We start from the raw sequence: 18,766 nt of genomic DNA on the forward strand, positions 1-18,766 counted from the left end.
TACCACTTTGCGGGAATGCCTTGTCAGCCGCCTTGCGAAAACTGATGATACCAGCGGTACCAGCTCCGGTACTTCGGCGAATCGGGATATTTCAGGTAGGCTTCCTTCTGTTCGATCAACACTTGCGGCGCACCCGCGCGCAAGAGAAAGTCGTACGCTTTTTCTTCGCAGTAAACCTCTTCGGCAACCGTGTCCAGGTCGAGGCCCAGCCTGGACGATTCAACATGCGAAGCCTCGTGAACCAGCGTCGCCGCGTAATTGAAAACCGCCCAATCCGAATTGTCCGCGACGTTCGCGCCGAACGCCATTCGGGTTTTGATCCACATTTTGCCGGATAAGCTGTCCACCATCGCGCCTATGGACTTTAAATGCACCGGATGTTCGTTCACGTAAATTCGCGTCCGGGTTTTTATCTCGCTGACCTCCGTGATCCTGTCGGCCACGAAGTCGTAATAAGTCGGCGTCCGCTGCTTCATCAGAGCGAGGGTCAAAAGCGTCCGCTCCTTGAACAAACCGTCGCCTTCTATTTTGAGCCAAGGAACATCGGATTCGGAGAGCGGCGCTATCGAATCGGCGACTGCGGTTGTAATACCGAAATACTCGTCGCTGTACGACCGGTAAAGGAAGTAAAACGCCTCGGTCAGCCCCAGCGCGACAATCGCCAGCAAACCCAAAACCTTCCAAAATCCGCGGACGCCCTTTTTGCGTTTTTGGTATTCGGGCGGAATTTCCACCGGATCGCATACGAAGGGAAACTCGCACTTGGCGCACGCTTCGGCATCCGCTGGGACGAATCTACCGCAATTGGGGCATTTGATGATGACCGCGCGGGGCTCGCCCGGCGGCCGCTCGAACGACGGGCCGGTGCGCGAATAAGAAAAAAATTTCGGATCGTCGGGCAATCTGGCGAAAGTTTACACCGTCTGCTTTCTTCCGCCCGGGTTGCGGAATCCGATAACGGTCTTGACTCTCGTCTGGCGGGCGAATTCCTCGTAGCGGCGCACGAGTTTGTCCCATTCAAGCAGGTCCGCCTGGCGGGAATCTAGGGCGGCGAGCAGGTCTTTCATTTCCAATGGCCGCGCCACGCCGGTTTTAATCGCTTCCTTCCACGGAATCGTGGCCGCGTCCTCGACAAGCTGGCGCAGGTTGTCGCTCGAATGATACTCGGTCTTGGCCGCGAGCTCGTCGAAGTCGATTCCCTCCCGATCCACGAAAGGCTTCTTGCCGACGTACAGCTCAAGCACGGCCTTTCGCTCCTCCGCGTTGGGCGGTGGGACGAACACGCTCTTGCCGAACCTTCCCGCGCGCCTAAGCGCCAAATCCACGTTCCACGGCGCGTTGGTTGCACCGAGAACCATAAGATTCTCGTTGTTGCTTTCGATTCCGTCCATCTCGGTCAAAAGCTGGCTGATTATTTTCTTTTCCCAGCCCGTGTGGCTTTCCTCGCGCGCCATTCCGAGCGCGTCGAGTTCGTCTATGAACATTATGCAGGGCGCCTTTTTGCGAGCCGCGCGGAAGATGGTAGCTATGGCCTTTTCCGAATTGCCGACCCACTTGTCGAGAACGGTGGACAGATTCACGTTTATGAAGAAAAGCTTGCACTCGCCGGCGGCCGCGCGCGCGAGCATCGTTTTGCCGCAGCCCGGAGGCCCGAAAAACAGAACGCCGCCCCCCGCGCGCTTGCCGTATTTCGCCGCGAGTTCCGGATTCGTCAGCGGATATTGAATCGTCTCGCGCACGATTTCCTTGACCGATTCAAGCCCGGCGATGTCCGCGAACGTGTCCGCCGGAATGCGCTGCTCGCCAAGCAGCTTCTCCTCGCTGCCGGTCGAATATGCGGAGTACACGTCGTCGTCCATTCCCATAGAGCGGCGCTTCAGCAGCGACTGGTCGCGGCCGAGCTGCGCCTCCACAAGCCCCGGATCGAGCTCCAGCGCGCGCGCGTAATCTTCCATCGCGCGGTCGCTTACGTCCAACTGGTCATAGACGCGGGCGCGTCCCAGGTAATGCGACGCCGTTTCAGGGTCGTTCTGTATCAGCAAAGTGAACTGCTCGATAGCCTCGATGGGGCGGTAGCTCATCGCGAGCGCCTGCGCGTACGCGGTGCGCACCTCTTTGTCGCCCGGTACCATATCGAGAAACACGCGCATGTCCTCGGCGGCGCGTGCGTAATCCTCGCGGTCGAAATAAATGAACGCACGCCGCCGTCTGAATTCAGGAAGGTCGGGAAACAGATCCAGCATCCGCTCAAGCTCGCTCGGAGTCCTTTCAAAAAAGGTGTCGCCCGGAGAGCGGTCCGCTTTGTAAGCCATCAGCTCGGGTATGTGGGGGAAAAAGGCGAGGCCTATTTTTGCTACGGACTCCGCCTCTTTGTTGAGCCCGTCTTCGGCGAGGGCGGTTGCAAGCTCCACGAACATATTCGGCCCGAACGGTTTTGACGCAGCCGGCTCGTCGAGATTGCGCAGCAGCTTGTGAATCAGCTTCGAAGCCGCCATGCCTTCCTGGCCCATATTCAGCGAGTTGCACAAGTCGGCGGTAATCACAAGCACGGGCCGCAGCAACTTTTCGCCATGCGTCTTCGCGAGTTTGAGCAATACGCGCTCAATCAACAAGAGCGCCGCGCCGTATAGATCAAGTTGCTTCAGCGGCCTGCTGTGCATTTGAGACAGCAGCCGCACCGACGCGGAAAAGTCCCAAGAGCAGCCCGCGAGTACGCACCAGGCCGCGAATGCGCAATGAAGCTCCGCTTTTTCGGCGAACTGCAGTCCTATGTTGAAAAATCGCTTGCTTTTCAGCAAACCGGGCGAAGGATTTGGAATGTCGGCCAAATACTGCCGCGCCAGATTTTGCCACGGCTCGGGCGGAATGTCTTCCATCAGCCGTCGCGCCGGACTTTTGTTCGGCTTTTTAAAGCCCGAACAGATGGATGCAAAATCGTTCCAGTAGGAAATTGCCCGAATATCGGGCGATTTGTCAGCCATATATTCGATTACCTCTAAAGGCTCGCGTCTCCGTAGAGCCTTTCAAGCGTGGATTCTATCAGCATAATCTCGAACAAATGAGTGCCTGACGTGTTTGCGAAAGGCAGGTTCAGCGGCGGAACCTTTACGATATCCACGGGGATTCCGACCGAAACGTCCGCGTAAAGTTTCTTCGCGTCTTCCCTTTTCAGCCTTATGCACCCATGGCTAGCCGGCGTCCCGATCAACTTGTAGTAGGACCATCCAAGAAGGCCGTGTATGCCGTAAGCGCCGTCGGGGGTTAACGCCATCCAATTCGTCATTGTCGCGCTGTACTTCCTGCTGTATGCGCTCGGGTGTTTATTGTAAATCTTATAGCTTCCCGTGGGCGTTCCATATCCGGCCTTTCCGCTGGAAATGGGGAACGCATGCAGCACGAATCCATTTGAATCGAGAGCGAACAACCGCTGCTCTTCAAGGTTGATTATTATCCGGGCGACCTTTGAAGTATTTTGAGTTTCCTGGCTTTCAGGTTCGGCAAATGAAGCAGGAATGCACGTGCAGAAAGCGGCAATCGCGGTGACCGCCGTCACGGATGCAATTTTCAGTACAATTGGCACGCCAGATTATACCCCGCGAACGAAATCAAGATTTGGTTTTCGGCTTCCCCAGATTGAACGCGAACGGAAGAAATTCCATCAGTCGCCGGCTGGAAATCCCCCCCGATTCATCTTCGCCTAGCACTACGCAATCAGGCGCGCCGAATTCGGCAAGCACCTGCAGGCAGGCTCCGCACGGAACGACATCCGGCTGTTTTTCCGCGACGACGGCCACTGCGACAATCGTTCGGAAGCCCGCCTCGGCCACCATTCGCGCGACCGCGGCGCGCTCCGCGCATATAGTCAGTCCAAAACTGGCGTTTTCCACGTTTGCGGCGGAAAAAACGCGGCCGTCGTGCGACACCACGGCTGCGCCCACCGGGAAGTGCGAGTAAATGGAATACGAGCGCTTCATCGCGTCGCGTGCAGATTCGAGAAGCTTTGCGGGCTCCACCGGTAATTGAAATCCGATCATGCTTCGGGCAGGGGATCAAAGCTGATTTCGTAATACTGGTCGGTGAAGTCCACCAGGTGGTATTCCTCTTTTTCCGCTCGCGTTTGAAGTTCCACCCTGGCGACGCCCAAAAACCTGCCGGCCATAATCGCCGCGTTTTGCCGCCTCGGCAGCACTTTCAAATTGTTCTGTTTGGCGATTTCGGTCATTTTCTCGATCGCGGCGCGAGGAACGCGGGCCGCCTTGGACTTGTTCTGATACTCGAAAATGGCTATTTCGAACGTTTCGCCGCCAATATTCATGCTTTTGGTTTCAATTCGCTTGCGCTGAATCGTTATCGTTCCCGCGCCTTCGACCGTCTGAACCTTGATTTTGTCAAGCAGGTGTGAGTCCTCTTCCTCTTCGTGTTCGGGCTCCGGTTCCGCAGCCGGTTCGGCGGATGCGGCCGGCCTGTATGCCTCTTCTACAGGTGCCGTTGCAGCTTCGGGCTTCGGCTCTTCGACTGTTACTCCCATTGCGGAAAGCTCTTCAGGACTCGCGGCCTCGCCGCCGAGCTCCACGACTGGTTCCTCGGTATCTACGGAGGTAGCGGATGCTTCCGCCGGCGCGGACGCGGCTTCGGGATGCGCGGACTTTATTTCGCGGGCAAGATCAAGCGGCGACCAGTCGTCCGCCGGAGGCGGCGCCGTCGCAGGCTCGGGCTCCGGCGCTTTTTCGGGTTGCGCGGCCGTTTCGAACGGGCTTGCTCCGGACGGCGACGACCACCTGTCCGGCTGGGGCTCCGGTTCCGGCTCGGGTTCGGGTCGCTTATCTGTTTCAAAAGGACTCGCTCCCGGAGCGGAAGACCAACGGTCGGTTTTCGCTTGCTCTTGGGCGGCGGCCTCTTCGCGGGCCTTTGCCTCCGCCGCGCGCCTGCGCTCGGCTCGGTCCCCCGCAAGGTCGAACAGGTCGCGTTCTGCAGCCGGCGGCTCCTGGTGCTTCTCTCGCGGACTTCTGGGCGTGTACGAAGTCGAAGGAGTATAGGTTGAAGAAGGCTTTGGTTCGGAAAATCGAACGGAACCTTGCTTACCCGGGCGCGACCGGTACTCGACGATTTTCGCCGGTATTTTTGACTGCTTTTTTCCGAACAAACGACCGAGCCAGCTGAAAAGACCCATATCCAACCTCGAGCAATAAAACGGATTTGAGTATACAGTCAATCTTGCGGGCGCGCAATAAGGTCGCCGGTCGCGTATTGCGGGGCTGCTGCCGGACGAGCGGTTTGTCCGCCGGGCGGAAATTTCAGGCCAAAATCAGGAACGCGCCTTCCGGTCCGGTTTCCACCCTGCCGGTTGAGCCGCTGCCGGACTTGCCGACCGCGACGTTTTTGATCAAATACACTTCGTCGGCAAGATGAATTCCGGGCAGGTTACGCAGATGCGCGTGCACGAAATCGGTCATTTCCACGACCTTTTCCATTCCGAAGTCGCCCGGCAGGATCATTCTGCAGTTCCCGCCTTCTCCTTGCAGCTTTTGGACGGGAAGATGCTCCACGTACATCTGCCAGTGGCACCGGTACGAAAAATCCCGGACCGCGGCTTCGTTTTCGAGCACAATCGCGGGCACCTTTTCGAATCCGGCAAGGGAAGGCGCCGGGCGGTTGTCGATTACGGCCGCAAGGGTTTTGTCCTTGCAGACTGTCCACCATTTGAGTTTGATGGGAGCCATTTCAACCTCTTTGAAACGGGACGAGATTAACCGCCGCCGCGCCGCATGTCAACAATCGATGTCCATAGCGCGCATCGCGCAAATCCCTGTCGGCAGGACTGAAAGCAACCGATTCACGCGAAAAAGCCCCGCCCTGAAGCGGGGCTCGTAGTAGTCGGGAAGAGCAATGTTGCTAATACCTGTTCGGATCGCTGAGTTTGGCTCCGGTCCACAGCTTCTTGCGTTGCTGCTCCATTACCATATCGAAATACTCGGGATCGAGCGACTTGATTATCCAGTTGCCGAACCGCCTGTCGAAGGTGCGTTTGCCGTACAGGTTGTACTGCGAAGAGACAAGCCTGAATGTCGGGAAAATTTCGTTCTCGATAAGATCCTTTACGAGCTGGATGTCGCTGTCGGTGAACCAAAATTCGAATCGGTACTCGTACGCGTTGGGCACCCGGCGGTATTCGAAGCTGTATTCCGGCTTGATCGCCCAAATCCAGTCGTCGGTGTAATGGAACGTTATCGGATTGATGCCGCCGCCGTACTGGTTGTCGCCCTCTTCCGGCTCGCCGCGGTAGTGCTCCACGTTCTTGCGCTGGCGCTCGATGATCCGCTGAATCTGGTCAACGCCGAATTCGAAGTAAACGGTTTCGGGCCAAGTGTCCAGAAGTTCCTTGTAATAGCGGTTCTCCATATGAAAGCCTTCGAAGTACGCGAACACCAGAACCTGTCCGGGCTCCGGCGTGTAGTAGGCGTACTTGTCGATCAGCCACTGGATGTCGCCTGGATCGTTTAGGCCGTATTCGTCAATAACAGCCTGAATAAAATCCTTGACCATCTCGCGGGTGAATAGGTAACCGTACACGGTGTACCCCATTTCCTTGTCGTGTACCAGCTGAAAACGTTGGGACGGGTACTGCAACAATGCTTCGCGGTAATCGATCATTGTGCGCGACGGCATCGCGGGATAGAAGTCGTCGACCGTAAGTCCGGCCGCGATTGCGCCGCCCGCCATCGCCACCACGAATAGCACCGCCAAGGTAAGCGTTCTCATCATCCGCTCCTGTGGGAAAGCAAAACTTGAGTCGGGTAATAATAGCACGATTATTCGCGAATGCAAAGCGCCCGGTGCGAGGCCAAACAAGTGCCGCCAAGCCTGTCGGCGAGCCGCCGCGCCGGGTTATCAACATTACCGGTTTTAGCCCTCTTGGGCGGCGCGTTCCCCGCGCTGCTTGCAGCCGGGAAACAGCCGGAATTTCTCCGCTGACCGGCTAGTGCTGCTCTACCTCCAGGGTTCCCTTGCCAAACTTGTTGACAAACGATGTTCCGCCGTCCGGCCAGTTAACCGAAAGACTGACCGGCTTTTCGCCCTTCGGGATGCCGAAGTGCACCGCTCCGGCGTAGCTTGACAGATATCCGCTTCCGGCCTGAACCTCGCGAACAATCTTGCCGCCGCCGGACAGCTCCAGCTTCAGCCTTGCGCCGACGCCGAATGTGTTGGGCGCCTTGCCTTTCAGCGATACCCACAGATTCGTGCCGAGGCCGGAATCCTTTTCCGCAAATGCGACCTGGGGCTTGCCGTTGCTTGCGGATACGACGAAATCGGGCCGGGCGTCTCCGTTGAAATCCGCCGGAACGACGCCGCGGCCCTCCCAGTGCATCGAAATCCCCGATTCGTCGCGGTCGAGCGCCCTGAAAGTGCAATCGCCGTTTCCCAGAAGAAGCACTCCGTATCCGGCGTTCCAGCGCCCGGTCTCGCACTGCGGCAGCTCGAAATTGTTCGCGATGTAACAGTCCAGGTTTCCATCCAGGTCGAAATCCGCGACACCGATTCCGAACGCGGGAGCCCACTGGGCCATCGGCGGAAGTTCCTTGGCGATGAAGTTGCCCGCCCCGTCGTTGATAAGGATCATCGAGCGCATTTCTTCGGCATCATAGCGTTCGGCGGCTTTGTCGGCTGGCCCGTAAATGTCCTCCCAAGTGGCGTCGGCGAAGCTCGCCCAGGTCGGGAATTTTTCCGGGATATAGCTTATCGCGTATCCGCTGCAGCTTCGACCTCGGCCGGGCAGCATGCAGCCGTCCTTGCGGTATTTCACTTCGACGACGTCGCGCGTGCCGTTCTTGTCGAAATCGTCGCAAATCACCGTCCAGGGCTTATCGGAGCTCGGGTGGTATTTGACGTTTTGTCCCCAGTTCCCGGCCACTATGTCAAGGTCGCCGTCGTTGTCGAAATCGCCTATGCCGAGGCTCGTCCACATTCCTGACGGCCCGGCGTCCGCGAACTTGGCGAGCTTTCCGTCGTCGTTTTTCCAAATTTGCACATGGCCGAACTCGGTCGCGAGAATCAAGTCCTGCCTGCCGTCGCCGTCTATGTCCGCAAACTGGGCTTCCGAAACGAGAGCGGGCGACTGCATCAAAGCGGGCGCGAGCTTTTCTATTCCGAAGTCGAGTTTGCCGTCTCCCAAATTTTCGAAAACGTACGACGGGACGGGCTTGGCAAACTTGTACGGCCACAGCCTTCCTGCGACGAAAACATCCAAATCGCCGTCGCGGTCTATGTCCGATGCCACTGCCGAACCCGAGGATACCCTGGTTTCCGGCACGTTCATCTTTTTCCAACCATCGGGCTTGTTCAAGTAAAAGTTGCTTCTCATTTCGGGGCTTGTGGGTTCTGCTTCGAAACTTCCGCTTGAGACGAACAGATCCAACCTTCCGTCTCCGTCTGCATCGAAGCAAAGCGGCGCCATTTCCTCCGTGCCTTTCGGAATAAAATCTTCCGGCAGGGGCGATTCCGCGAAATTACCTTTCCCGTCGCCATTGAAAAACGCGCCCTTCTGGCCCGCCGGGCCGGCGAAATAAACATCCAAAAATCCGTCTCCATTGAAATCTGCGACGCTTACCCCGGTTCCCAGCGTGCTTCGCTGGTTGGGCAAGAGCGGCTCCGCGGCGAATTCCTTTTCGAGAGTGTCGCTTTCCTTTTGCTCCCATTGCAGGTCGGTTTGCACGAACATCGGTTTGGGCTTAATTTCCATCCATTCCGGAAGATTCGTTCCCTTGTATACCGTGTGCCTTTTGTTGGCCGGCAAGTCCGTAAACGTTTCGTACGTCCCATCGGGCCAGCGGACTTCCAGCTTGTCTATCTTTTCGTGCTCTCCCAGGCCCAAGTGAATCCTGGTGCTTTCGCCCGAGCCGAAGCCGCGTCCGATTATCACCTCTTGAGTAAAAACGTCCTCGCCGCAATACGCCCAAACGCGGGCGCCGACGGCGGTTGTATTCGGCGGATCCTGCTTCAAATCGAGCTGGACAAGATTGCCGCTTTCCAGGTCGTTCCTCCAGATAGCGGCCTCGGCGTTTGTTTGGTTTACAACTATATCGGGATCGCCGTCGCCGTCGAGGTCGGTGATTACGCACCCTCCGCCGACTGCGCCGTCCTTGATTCCCCAGTTGTCTTCTGGGCTTTTGTATTTTAACGGCTCCGCCGCGGTGAACACGGCGTCGTTGTGCAGCAGCGGCGGCACATGCTCGACGAATTCCAGCTTCGCCTCCATGCTGCCGAGCGATTCGATTTTGTTCGCAGTGTCAACGTCGATCGTGGAGGATACGTGCCCCGTCGTCGCGAAAATCTCCGGAATGCCGGACGAATCGAGGTCGGCAATCCTGCAGCTCCACGTCCAGTCTGACGCCTGCACTCCCGCATATTCCGCCATTTCGGTCATCCAGCCTTGGCCGCGGTTCAAATACATGCAGTTGCGCATGAGTTGCTGCGGCTTGAAGTTGATCAACTCATAGCGAAATGCGTACATGTCGCCGCTCTGCTTGCGGGCTTCCTTGTAGTCGCGCGCAAGCATGTCTCCGGCGAAAATATCCATCCTGCCGTCGCCGTTCAGGTCGCCCGCGTCGGAGCCCATCGAAAACCATGGGGTGCGGCGCAGCATGTCCTTGTTGCGGTTCGTGAAGGTGCCGTCGCCGTTGTTGATCCAATAATGGTCGGCGGTGTCGAAGTCGCCGTTCACGTAGAGGTCGGTGTATCCGTCGTCGTTGAAGTCGCACGCCAGAGCGTTGAAGCTCCAACTGTATCCCGTGATGCCCGCCTTGTCCGTACCGTTGGTGAAGTTGCCCTTGCCGTCGTTGATCATCAGCAGGTCGGGGTCGGGCTTAAGGCGGTACTTGTTCGCCTCGTCCAAATACCACTTGTCCTGGAACTGGGGGTCGAGTTCGAACCGTCCGTACTCGGGCGCCCAGCGTCCGGTCATCTTGTCCGGAACCGGTTCGTTCGTGAAAAAGTGGGGCGCGCGGTAGTTGGCAATGTACAAATCCAGGTCGCCGTCGCGTTCCGCGTCCAGCACGGCGGTGCTCGCCGTCGCGTAGTCGAACGCAAGCCCGCGCATCCCTGCCTCTTCGGTGAAATGCCCTTTTCCGTCGTTGACGAACAGCAAATTCGGATCGATTCTGTTGCCGACGTACAAATCGAGATCGGCATCCCCGTCTATATCGAAGAATGAAGCCGAAAACGCGGGATAGCCTTTGCCGTCCAGCCCTTCGCCGGATTCGGCCGTCACGTCCGTGAATTTCCATCCGCCGTCGTTGCGGTAAAGCCTGCTGGGCGTGTCCAGTCCGCAAAAGTAAAGGTCTATGTCGCCGTCGCCGTCATAGTCGCCCGCGGCCACGCCCGATGCCGCCACCGCCTGGTCGAGGCCGATGTCCACCAGCCAGTCCTTGCGGACGGCCTTGTTGGCGAATGTGATTCCGCAGTCGGCGCCGGAAACGCGCGTGAAACCGGGCTGTGCCGCGGGCGTTCTCTCCGCGAGATCGAACGACTCGAACTTGCCGCTCTTGGTAGGCTTGCGGGCGAGCCCCCGCCCCCCGCTTTGCATCGCAGCCTCTTCTTCTTCGCCCGGCGCGCAGGCGAAAGCGAAAACAAACAGCGCAATCGATAAAACTAATGCAGAAGCAATACCCCTCATTTCGGCAAACCCCCTTGCAATATGGAAGACGACCCGAATTCGCCTCCCCGATGAATTATACCAATCGGGTACCTGTTTGCGGTTATTCTTGGGGCGCGCCCCTGCTATAATTGCACCGGTGAACCAGGAAACAGCCTTTCGGATTTCGCTCTGGATTCTCGCCTCGTTCCTGTCGGGCAGCGTCCCGTGGGGCTGGCTCATCGGCCGCATCTTTTACGGCAGGGACGTACGCAAGCTGGGAAGCGGCAACATCGGCTTCACGAACGTCCTGCGCAGCTTCGGCGCCGTCCCGGGATACACATGCTTTCTTCTTGACGTCGCGAAAGGGCTTTTGCCCGTAGTCCTGGCCGGATCGCGGCTCTCGGTTTCGCCCGGCTCGCACGCGGAACCCACGGCGGCCTGGACGCTGATGGCCGTCGCGCTCGCGGCGGTCCTCGGCCACACCTTCACGCCCTGGCTTGGATTCAAAGGCGGAAAGGGCATTGCCACCGGACTCGGCGTGATTATCGGCCTCATCGGCTGGTACGTGTTCATCCCCCTCGCCGTTTTCCTGGCGGCGGCGGTTCCCACCCGCTACATCAGCCTCGGCAGCATCCTCGCCGCGCTCGCCTTTCTTGCGGTCACGCTCCTGCCCGTGCAAGCGCTCGCGCCGATTCACGCTTACTGGCCTATGGCTGCGCTCACGGCCGCGCTTGTCCTGTTCACTCATAGGGAAAACATCAAGCGCCTCGCCGCGGGCACCGAGAACAAGTTCGGCTCCAAAAAACCCGCCGCGTAGTCCCACGCAAATGGCCCGCCGGTCCGAAATTCAATAGGCTCGCCGCTTTTCCCGCGGCGGAGATTCCGGCAGGATGCTCCGGCGCGGTTGTCCAAAGCCGGGTATAATCTCCACGTGCGCAGGCTGCTATTAGTTTTCGGCGCGGCGATGCTGCTTTCGGGCTGCGCGGCCTCGATCGGCCTCGCCGGAGTCTGGCACTTCGGCGACGGCAGCGGCACCCTCGGCTCGATTTCGATATCGAACCAGATGGGCCGCTCCAGCTATTTCTACATCGGCAACAGGGTGTACGGCCCGACCTATCACGGCGAAACGATTATCGTGCAATTGAGCGCGGGAACCTGGATCGTTCGCGACAGCTTCGGCCACCGCCGGTACGTCACGCTGCATGAAGGCGATACGGTGTATGTGATATTCGGGTGAAGCAACGCGCGACAAAACGCGGACGGGATAGGACCGGCGCGCGCCCGGCGATAAAGATCAGTCAAACTTCAACAATCGTCAGCTTCCGGCTTCTTCGGGAGGGAGGACGTTGATTGTGCGCTCGTATGGGCTTTCGCTGTATACGACAGCACCATCCCAATAGGTTGCGCGAGCTCGGATTATGAATACTCCGGGGGCGGAGTATTCATGCACAATCAAATCCTGCGGCTTCAGACCGTTTTGCCAATAGTTCTCAAGCTGAGCGGTTACATCGGTCCAGCCGGCGCCGTCACCAAAGTCAACTTCGATTTTGCTGTAAAAGGGATCGTGTCCAATGTCCGTTGAGTCTGATTGAACACCAAGGGCTCCTCTTATTACTAAAGGTGCCGGTCCTGAAATCGGAGAGAACCACGGCCACACTAATCGAGGAACAAAAATGGGAGTTATGGGGTTGTTTGACGACGAACAACCAGATGCAAGCAATACCAGGATGCAAGCAAAAATCGCAAAAAGATACTTCATTTTTCCTCCCCTCTTAATTGCCTGCGGCATAAGCATCAACAGAGCCGCGACGGCCCAAAGTGAGCGAAGAAATTCGTGGCGCGGACGGGATGGGACCGTCGCGCATCTTGCGACAAAGATCAATCAAACCTCAGGCAAACATCAGCTTCCGGCGTCTTCGGGAGGGAGGACGATGATATTGGGTTCTGCGCTGCTTTCTGAATACAGAATTTCGCCCCAGTTCATCGTCAATCGAGCGGCAATGTGATAGTTACCGGGAATTGTGTACGTGTGACTTGGAAGCACATTGAAAAGCTGATCTTCGTTGAACATCCTGATCGCACTTGTAACATCTACCCAACCTCCGGAGTCCCCGAAGTCCATCTCGACTTTCGCGATTCGATTTTGCAATGGTGGATCTGGGCCGTTATGTAGATAAACATTGGCAAAAACGGTTACCGGTGCGGGGACAGCCTGCTCAGTAAACAATTTCCCATCTTGTGTGTATCCCACTACCCCAGTGCTCCGGAATGGCAGGTCGAATCCGCTTTCATTCTGCACGCTTTGGCCGCAAGCAACGAAACCAAAAGTGACTGCAAGTACTATGGGAATGATTGGAATGCACTTCATATTGGCCTCCTTTGAACTAATATCCAAACACACGCGCAGCATCCACGCCGCCGTACAAGCTAAAATATGGGTAGTGGTTTAGAGGCTGCTCGTTGTTACGGATTTGCGTTCGAATGCCCGATGGAGCGTCAGAAGTGTAACAAGCAAGGAGTGCTGCAACAGCGCTTACGTGCGGTGCTGATGCTGAAGTTCCGCTAAAGGAGCTGTAAATTGGACCATCTGTATATCCCAGCCGCCAACCATGGGAACTAAATCCCTTCATGTCCGTCGTAGTTATCAAATCGCCAGGCGCCGCCACGTCAACGAATGCAGGATTCCAATTGCTCCATGTCGGCTTTTGACCAAGGTAATTGTAGGCTGCAACTGCAAGCGCATCAGAATGAGTCGCCGGAAATTGCACAGCAATATCGCTACTGTCATTACCGGCAGAGCCAACAAGCACCGAATACCTTGCAACATTCGCAACTACGTTGCGATATGTTAGGGATGAGGCTAATCCACCAAAACTGCAATTTACAACCTCGATATTGAGGTGTAGCTTGGGATCATCAGGATACAGCTGCCATTTGTCAAACTCCCCTTTGAAAGCACCCAAAACATAAAATGCATTTATGTTTGTGGATTCAAAGTAACGGAATTTACCTCCTTCATTATGGCCTGACATTGCAACTGGGAGCATAGGGACATTTTGCGTAATGCCAGCAACATCTCTTTCATGCTCTTGCGGTCCGAGATCGTTGTTGATTACGGCGCCAAGAATGCCCGCAACACAAGTACCATGACCAACGTTTATTGCATTCCACATATTGTCGTCGACAATACTTGGCCATGGTTCTCCTCCGTCAAGAAGGATTTTTGTTTTGCCAAATTTCGGGAATACATTCGCGCCATAGGCAGTCAACCTGGAGGCCAGATCCTGATGGCTTCTCTGTATTCCGGTATCGAGAACAGCAACAACCACATCGCTATTTCCGATCTTGCCATGTTGCCAAGTAGTTTGAATATTGATATCAAACTGAGTTGGCGTACGTTCCTTGATGTTCCACTGGTTGACAAAAAGTTCGTCGTTGGAGTCTCCGGAATAAGGCCAGGCACAGGTTGCATAAACCGAATCCGGATCAGCGGAAAGAACCAAGGCGGGGTAAGTAGCCGGCCAATTTGCGACAGCTTCCTCAACCGATGTTCCTTCCGGCAAAATGGCGGCCATACTTCTGTGTGCACGCCATTCGGAATAAACCGTCAGGTTTTCCGCAATAATGAACGTGTCAATCTCCGGATCGCCGACAATCAGTGGATATTGGATGGAATAGCATGGGTCGGTTTGAAAGCGCTCTACGTCGAAGTAGTTTTCATCCATAAGCGGAAGCACTGGCGGGTTCTTGAACGCGACAATCACACGTCCATCCACAATATCGTAAGTTTGGCCTGTTCTTGGATCGGTAAATGGCCTGATTACTGCTGTGAGGTCGTCATAAGCAGGATCTGCCGGATTAGGTGAATCCAGCAGCCCCTCGCCCCCTTCCGGTTCATCATCGCCTCCCATGTCCGGGCCGACGGCCACCTTGCGGTCTCCCGCATTCGCAACCTGGTCGTTATCCGGGTCGCTCCCCGGCGCTGCGCCGGGCGAGCTTCCAACGAGCTGCTTTTTTGCGCCTTCGCCGCAGCTTGCGAGGCTAACCGCAAGCATGGCGAGCACCATCAGGGCGAGGACTATGGCAACCGCAGCCCCCCCCCTGGCAAGTTTTGACAAATTACTTCTCATGACAAAATCCTCCTCAATGCAGAATTGTATATCGAAACAGGGACGCGCGGGATCCTCCACCGTGGGGAGGTTTCATCGCCGTCCCAATCTCTTCGAATCATAAATTCGCCTGCTTGGCAAAATCGCCCTATCCCCTGGCAGTCCTCGCCGGGAGGGTACGCGCGGATTATACCCGCATAGGGAATCCCCTAGCGGCGGGAAAACCTTGATAGAAAATTCACAAATGCGCGTTGGAGTTGCTTAAGAGGGGTGCGTAAAACGCTGCTTCAACCGACGGCTCGGCGTTGTTGCAGTGCGGATTGGCATATACCTTTCAGGGTGGATTTTTCTATAGGCACCATGCACAAGGGGGTAATGGGAGTTCTCTTTTCACTCCTCCTCCCAGGGATCCGGGATGTCCGGCATCCACACGCCTCCCGGTTTCGAAGCGTCGCCGCCGCCCAGCATCTTTCCGCCGAGCTTTTCGATGTCGATCCCGCCGGTTATCCTCCGCTCCCGCGCTTCCTCTTGCTTCGCTTCGCGCTTCGGGTCGTCCCATTCGAGTATGAATTCGTCGTAGTGCTTCGACACTTCGCGCAGGTATCTTGACGGCATGGTCAAATCCACCGAAAAATCGGCGCGCGACCGCTCCTGCGGATAGCTCAGTACGAGCTCGTCCTTCGCCCGCGTCACCGCGACGTAAAACAGCCGCCGCTCCTCGTCCAGCGCGTCCGGATCGTCGAACGTCATATTGTGGGGCAGGGTGCCGTCCACGCACCACACGAGAAAAACGACCTTCCACTCGAGGCCCTTCGCCTGGTGGATCGTCGAAAGGCAGACGCGGCCTTCCTCCACCGCCGCGGGATCCGCCGCCGCCACCTCCTCGCCGCCGAATCCGCCGTGCAGCGCGACCTCGCTGAGCATCTCGCCAAGCGACGCGAACCTGCTGGCGTAAATGAAAAACTGCTCGATGTCGTCTTCGCGCCGCTGCGCGTTGTCGTAGTTTTCCTTCAAGTAGGCCGAGTACCGCCGCTTGTGTATCGTGCGCGCCAGCACCGCAGGATCGCGGTTCGGGATTTCCTTCGCGATGTCGCCCAGGAAAACCGAAAGCGCCCGAAGAGAAGTCTTTCCCGCGCCGTACGCGAGATCGAGATACCTCCCGCCGATAAGCTCCGCAAGCGGATCCGGCACGCCGCTCATCGCTTCAAGGACGCGCGAAATCGTGCGCCCGCCGATGCCCTCGCACATCGAAAGCACTCGCTCCCACGCAAGCTCGTTGCGCGGCGAGCCGAAAATCACGAGGTAGGCCAGCAGATCCTTTATGTGCGCCATCTCCATGAAACGCACCCCCCCCCGGATGAAGTACGGAATCCCGTGGCGGCCCATCGCCATCTCGATTTCCTGGCTGTTGCGGTGCGCACGGTAGAGCACGCCGATGTCCGCAAGCTGTTTGCCGTCCTCGCGCAATTCCAGGATTTTCCCGGCGATGAAATCCGCCTGGTCGTCCGGGTTGCGGCACACTACGAGCGCGGGCTTGGCGCCCTCCGGCTTGACCGCGCGCAGCGTTTTCTTGAACGCTTCGGGCGTGTCGCGCAGCACCTCGTTCGCGAGCGTGAGTATGGCCTGAGTGCTGCGGTAGTTTGTTTCCAGCTTATAGGTGGCTGCGCCGGGAAAACGCTCCGGAAATGTAAGTATGTTTCGGTAGTTCGCGCCCCGGAAGCTGTAAATGCTCTGCGCGTCGTCGCCCACTACGAACAGATTCCCGTGCTCGCTCGACCACAGCTCGACAAGCTTCGCCTGCAGGTGGTTCGTGTCCTGATATTCGTCAACAAGGACGTGCCGGTAGCGCTCCGCTATTTCCCGCCGCACTTCGTCATGCTCCGAAAGCAGCCGCCACGTCCACAGAAGCAAATCGTCGTAGTCCATTGCGTTCTGGCGCTGCTTCTCCGCGGCGTATCGCGCGAACACGCGCTCGAAATCGAGAATGCGCTGCGAAAACTGCGGATAGTGGCGGATGATAATCCGGTCCAGCCCCATTTCGGTGTTGACCATAAGCGAGGCGATCCGCGACAGCACCCGCGGCGCGGGGAACATCCGCTCCTTTGTATCGACGCCGCTTTCGGCGCGCACGCGCTTCATCATCCGCACCGCGTCGTCCGCGTCGAGTATCGTGAAATTCTCGGTGAACCCCAGAAGCGGTGCGTGCCTGCGCAGCATGATGTTGCAGACGTGGTGGAACGTACCGCCGGTGATCGACGACAGGTCCGCGCCCAGAAGCGTCTCGACGCGGCCAAGCATCGCGCGCGCGGCGCGGTTGGTGAACGTGGTCAAAAGGATGTTCCCCGGCCGCACGCCGTTTTCGATAAGCCACGCGACGCGGTAAGTGATGACGCGCGTCTTGCCCGACCCGGCGCCGGCGAGCACCAGCACCGGTCCGCCGCCCGCGGTCACCGCGGCGAGCTGTTGCGGGTTGAGCTCGCTAGCGTAGTCTATGCGCGTGCGCGGCCCGGCCGCGGGCAGGGTGCGCGCGAGGCGCAGGACCTCCGGAGCGCGGGAGGCGTCGCGGTTGCCGGGCAGCCCAGCATCGTCAAATGGAACAAGTTCGTCGGTCGGCACGGGGGGATTATAGTGGGAGCAGTTTCATGCAACAGAACCAAGACGAACGCGTATGCCTGATCACGAGATGTAGTCGTGAGGTGTATGCGCTATGGATTTACATGAATGCTCACTGTTTTCCATTGATGCGCTTGGATTCAAGATCTAGCGGCAAATTGGAGTGACGTGATTTGCTCGGCACAAATTGGAGCCTCGTTACAACATGCGCCACCAACTCCTACCTCCGCCCCGTGCTATATTCCCTTCCGTGGAGTTTTCCACGCACATCAAGAGCGACGAGGTCGAAATCGAGCGGCGCATCCGGGAGTTCCTCCTCGGCAGCGATCCCATCGTCATCCGCTACCTCGACGCGATCACAGGGAACACGGGCAAGCGGCTGCGGCCCAAGCTCGTGATGGTCTTCGCCCGGCTGTTCGGCGAATACGACTACGGAAAGAGCATAACCTGCGCGTGCGCGGCCGAGCTTTTGCACACCGCGACGCTCATCCACGACGACGTGATAGACACCGCGCAGTTCCGCCGCGGCAGCGAAACCCTGTGCAACGCGTTCGGAAACGAGATCGCGGTCATCGTGGGGGATTACCTCCTGGCGATTGTCTTGGATCGCGTCGCCAAAGTCCGGGATTTCGAGGTGCTCGACATGTTCGTCGGCACCTCGAAAAAGCTGGGAGTGGGCGTGCTTGTCGAAGTCAACAACCGCAACAACTTCAAACTCGCCGTGGACAACTACCTTTCGGTTATCGAGTTAAAGACCGCGGTGCTGTTCGAGCACTGCACGCGCCTCGGCGCGTATCTCGGCGGCGCGGATGCGGAAGGGCGCAGGCTCGCCGGCGAGTACGGAAGGGATTTCGGCATGGCGTTTCAGATCGTGGACGACCTTTTGGACATCGCCGCCGATCCAAAAAAGACCGGCAAGCCGTCGTTCAACGACTTGAAGGAAGGGCGCATCACGCTTCCGCTGATCCACGCGATCGGAAAGGATCCGTCAATCGAAACGCTCATGAACGGATGGCAGGAGCGACCGTCGGCGGAGTCGGCGGACGCGCTCAAGGCGCGTCTGCGCGAGCTCGGCTCGATGGACTACTCCAGGAAAAAGGCCGAGGAGTATTTGGCGAAGGCGCGGGAAAAATCCGCAATGCTTGTGCCGCGCTGGCAGTCCGAATCCGCCCGGTCGGATTTGGAAGTGATAGAGTCCGGGCTGTTCGCGCTGCTCGAAGAAGCGGGGCAAAATAATACGGAAATGCCGCAAAATCCAGGCTAGTCGGACCTTTTGGCGCGTCTCGATTTCCTTTTGTGCCCGGCCCGGCGACCTTTCATGTCGCGAAGTACGGACTCCCAATAGGCGATGCGTTGCTCGTAGCTCAGCCCTTTGAGCTCTTCATGTATTTGGAGAGCTGCCTTTCGCTTCATT

15 protein-coding genes are annotated in these 18,766 nt (G+C 57.6%); 3 read left to right on the plus strand and 12 right to left on the minus strand.

Going from position 1 to position 18,766, the window contains the following annotated elements:
* Positions 1 to 23: 23 nt before the first annotated feature.
* The 8 genes from HRF49_05305 to HRF49_05340 all read right to left on the minus strand — a co-directional run bounded on the left by HRF49_05305 (position 24) and on the right by HRF49_05340 (position 10,669).
* On the minus strand, positions 24 to 902 hold the full coding sequence (locus tag HRF49_05305) for a hypothetical protein (GenBank protein ID MEP0814064.1): 879 nt from the start codon (positions 900 to 902) through the stop codon (positions 24 to 26).
* A 12-nt stretch (positions 903 to 914) separates the two neighbouring features.
* Positions 915 to 2,981, minus strand: a complete 2,067-nt coding sequence (locus tag HRF49_05310) for an AAA family ATPase (protein MEP0814065.1) — start codon at positions 2,979 to 2,981, stop codon at positions 915 to 917.
* Positions 2,982 to 2,995: 14 nt separating this feature from the next.
* A complete protein-coding gene (locus HRF49_05315; protein MEP0814066.1) occupies positions 2,996 to 3,580 on the minus strand; it encodes a L,D-transpeptidase in 585 nt (194 codons plus the stop codon).
* Positions 3,581 to 3,605: 25 nt separating this feature from the next.
* Complete coding sequence (cdd, locus tag HRF49_05320; GenBank protein MEP0814067.1) at positions 3,606 to 4,013, minus strand: cytidine deaminase; 408 nt, start codon at positions 4,011 to 4,013, stop codon at positions 3,606 to 3,608.
* 17 nt (positions 4,014 to 4,030) lie between these two features.
* Positions 4,031 to 5,170, minus strand: a complete 1,140-nt coding sequence (locus HRF49_05325; GenBank protein ID MEP0814068.1) for a hypothetical protein — start codon at positions 5,168 to 5,170, stop codon at positions 4,031 to 4,033.
* Between the two features lie 124 nt (positions 5,171 to 5,294).
* Positions 5,295 to 5,720, minus strand: a complete 426-nt coding sequence (locus tag HRF49_05330; GenBank protein MEP0814069.1) for a hypothetical protein — start codon at positions 5,718 to 5,720, stop codon at positions 5,295 to 5,297.
* Between the two features lie 172 nt (positions 5,721 to 5,892).
* Complete coding sequence (locus HRF49_05335) at positions 5,893 to 6,759, minus strand: hypothetical protein (GenBank protein MEP0814070.1); 867 nt, start codon at positions 6,757 to 6,759, stop codon at positions 5,893 to 5,895.
* A gap of 217 nt (positions 6,760 to 6,976) precedes the next feature.
* The gene (locus HRF49_05340) at positions 6,977 to 10,669 is read right to left on the minus strand and encodes a VCBS repeat-containing protein (protein MEP0814071.1); all 3,693 of its coding nucleotides are present in this window, start codon (positions 10,667 to 10,669) and stop codon (positions 6,977 to 6,979) included.
* A 118-nt stretch (positions 10,670 to 10,787) separates the two neighbouring features.
* Between HRF49_05340 and plsY the strand changes: the two genes are divergently transcribed.
* Positions 10,788 to 11,447 (plus strand): glycerol-3-phosphate 1-O-acyltransferase PlsY, encoded by a 660-nt coding sequence (gene plsY / locus HRF49_05345; GenBank protein ID MEP0814072.1) that lies wholly within the window; start codon positions 10,788 to 10,790, stop codon positions 11,445 to 11,447.
* A gap of 87 nt (positions 11,448 to 11,534) precedes the next feature.
* Complete coding sequence (locus tag HRF49_05350; protein ID MEP0814073.1) at positions 11,535 to 11,867, plus strand: hypothetical protein; 333 nt, start codon at positions 11,535 to 11,537, stop codon at positions 11,865 to 11,867.
* Positions 11,868 to 11,945: 78 nt separating this feature from the next.
* On the opposite strand, the gene HRF49_05355 is transcribed toward HRF49_05350, so the two are convergent.
* The 4 genes from HRF49_05355 to HRF49_05370 form a co-directional block, all read right to left on the minus strand.
* Entirely contained in the window at positions 11,946 to 12,389 is a 444-nt protein-coding gene (locus HRF49_05355) for a hypothetical protein (GenBank protein ID MEP0814074.1), read from the minus strand.
* Between the two features lie 141 nt (positions 12,390 to 12,530).
* Positions 12,531 to 12,998: a hypothetical protein gene (locus HRF49_05360; protein ID MEP0814075.1), complete on the minus strand. Its 468-nt coding sequence runs from the start codon at positions 12,996 to 12,998 to the stop codon at positions 12,531 to 12,533.
* A 16-nt stretch (positions 12,999 to 13,014) separates the two neighbouring features.
* Positions 13,015 to 14,760 (minus strand): S8 family serine peptidase, encoded by a 1,746-nt coding sequence (locus HRF49_05365; protein ID MEP0814076.1) that lies wholly within the window; start codon positions 14,758 to 14,760, stop codon positions 13,015 to 13,017.
* A 369-nt stretch (positions 14,761 to 15,129) separates the two neighbouring features.
* On the minus strand, positions 15,130 to 17,355 hold the full coding sequence (locus HRF49_05370) for an ATP-dependent helicase (GenBank protein ID MEP0814077.1): 2,226 nt from the start codon (positions 17,353 to 17,355) through the stop codon (positions 15,130 to 15,132).
* 247 nt (positions 17,356 to 17,602) lie between these two features.
* Between HRF49_05370 and HRF49_05375 the strand changes: the two genes are divergently transcribed.
* Complete coding sequence (locus HRF49_05375; GenBank protein ID MEP0814078.1) at positions 17,603 to 18,616, plus strand: polyprenyl synthetase family protein; 1,014 nt, start codon at positions 17,603 to 17,605, stop codon at positions 18,614 to 18,616.
* The last annotated feature ends 150 nt before the right edge of the window (positions 18,617 to 18,766 follow it).

It is taken from the genome of bacterium (assembly GCA_039961635.1).
Taxonomy (GTDB): Bacteria; 4484-113; 4484-113; order JAGGVC01; family JAGGVC01; genus JABRWB01.

Coding starts and splice junctions, on each gene's coding strand:
- HRF49_05310 (MEP0814065.1), bottom strand. CDS start 2,981: ATGGCTGACAAATCGCCCGATATTCGGGCAATTTCCTACTGGAACGAT.
- HRF49_05325 (MEP0814068.1), bottom strand. CDS start 5,170: ATGGGTCTTTTCAGCTGGCTCGGTCGTTTGTTCGGAAAAAAGCAGTCA.
- HRF49_05330 (MEP0814069.1), bottom strand. CDS start 5,720: ATGGCTCCCATCAAACTCAAATGGTGGACAGTCTGCAAGGACAAAACC.
- HRF49_05335 (MEP0814070.1), bottom strand. CDS start 6,759: ATGAGAACGCTTACCTTGGCGGTGCTATTCGTGGTGGCGATGGCGGGC.
- HRF49_05340 (MEP0814071.1), bottom strand. CDS start 10,669: ATGAGGGGTATTGCTTCTGCATTAGTTTTATCGATTGCGCTGTTTGTT.
- HRF49_05355 (MEP0814074.1), bottom strand. CDS start 12,389: ATGAAGTATCTTTTTGCGATTTTTGCTTGCATCCTGGTATTGCTTGCA.
- HRF49_05360 (MEP0814075.1), bottom strand. CDS start 12,998: ATGAAGTGCATTCCAATCATTCCCATAGTACTTGCAGTCACTTTTGGT.
- HRF49_05365 (MEP0814076.1), bottom strand. CDS start 14,760: ATGAGAAGTAATTTGTCAAAACTTGCCAGGGGGGGGGCTGCGGTTGCC.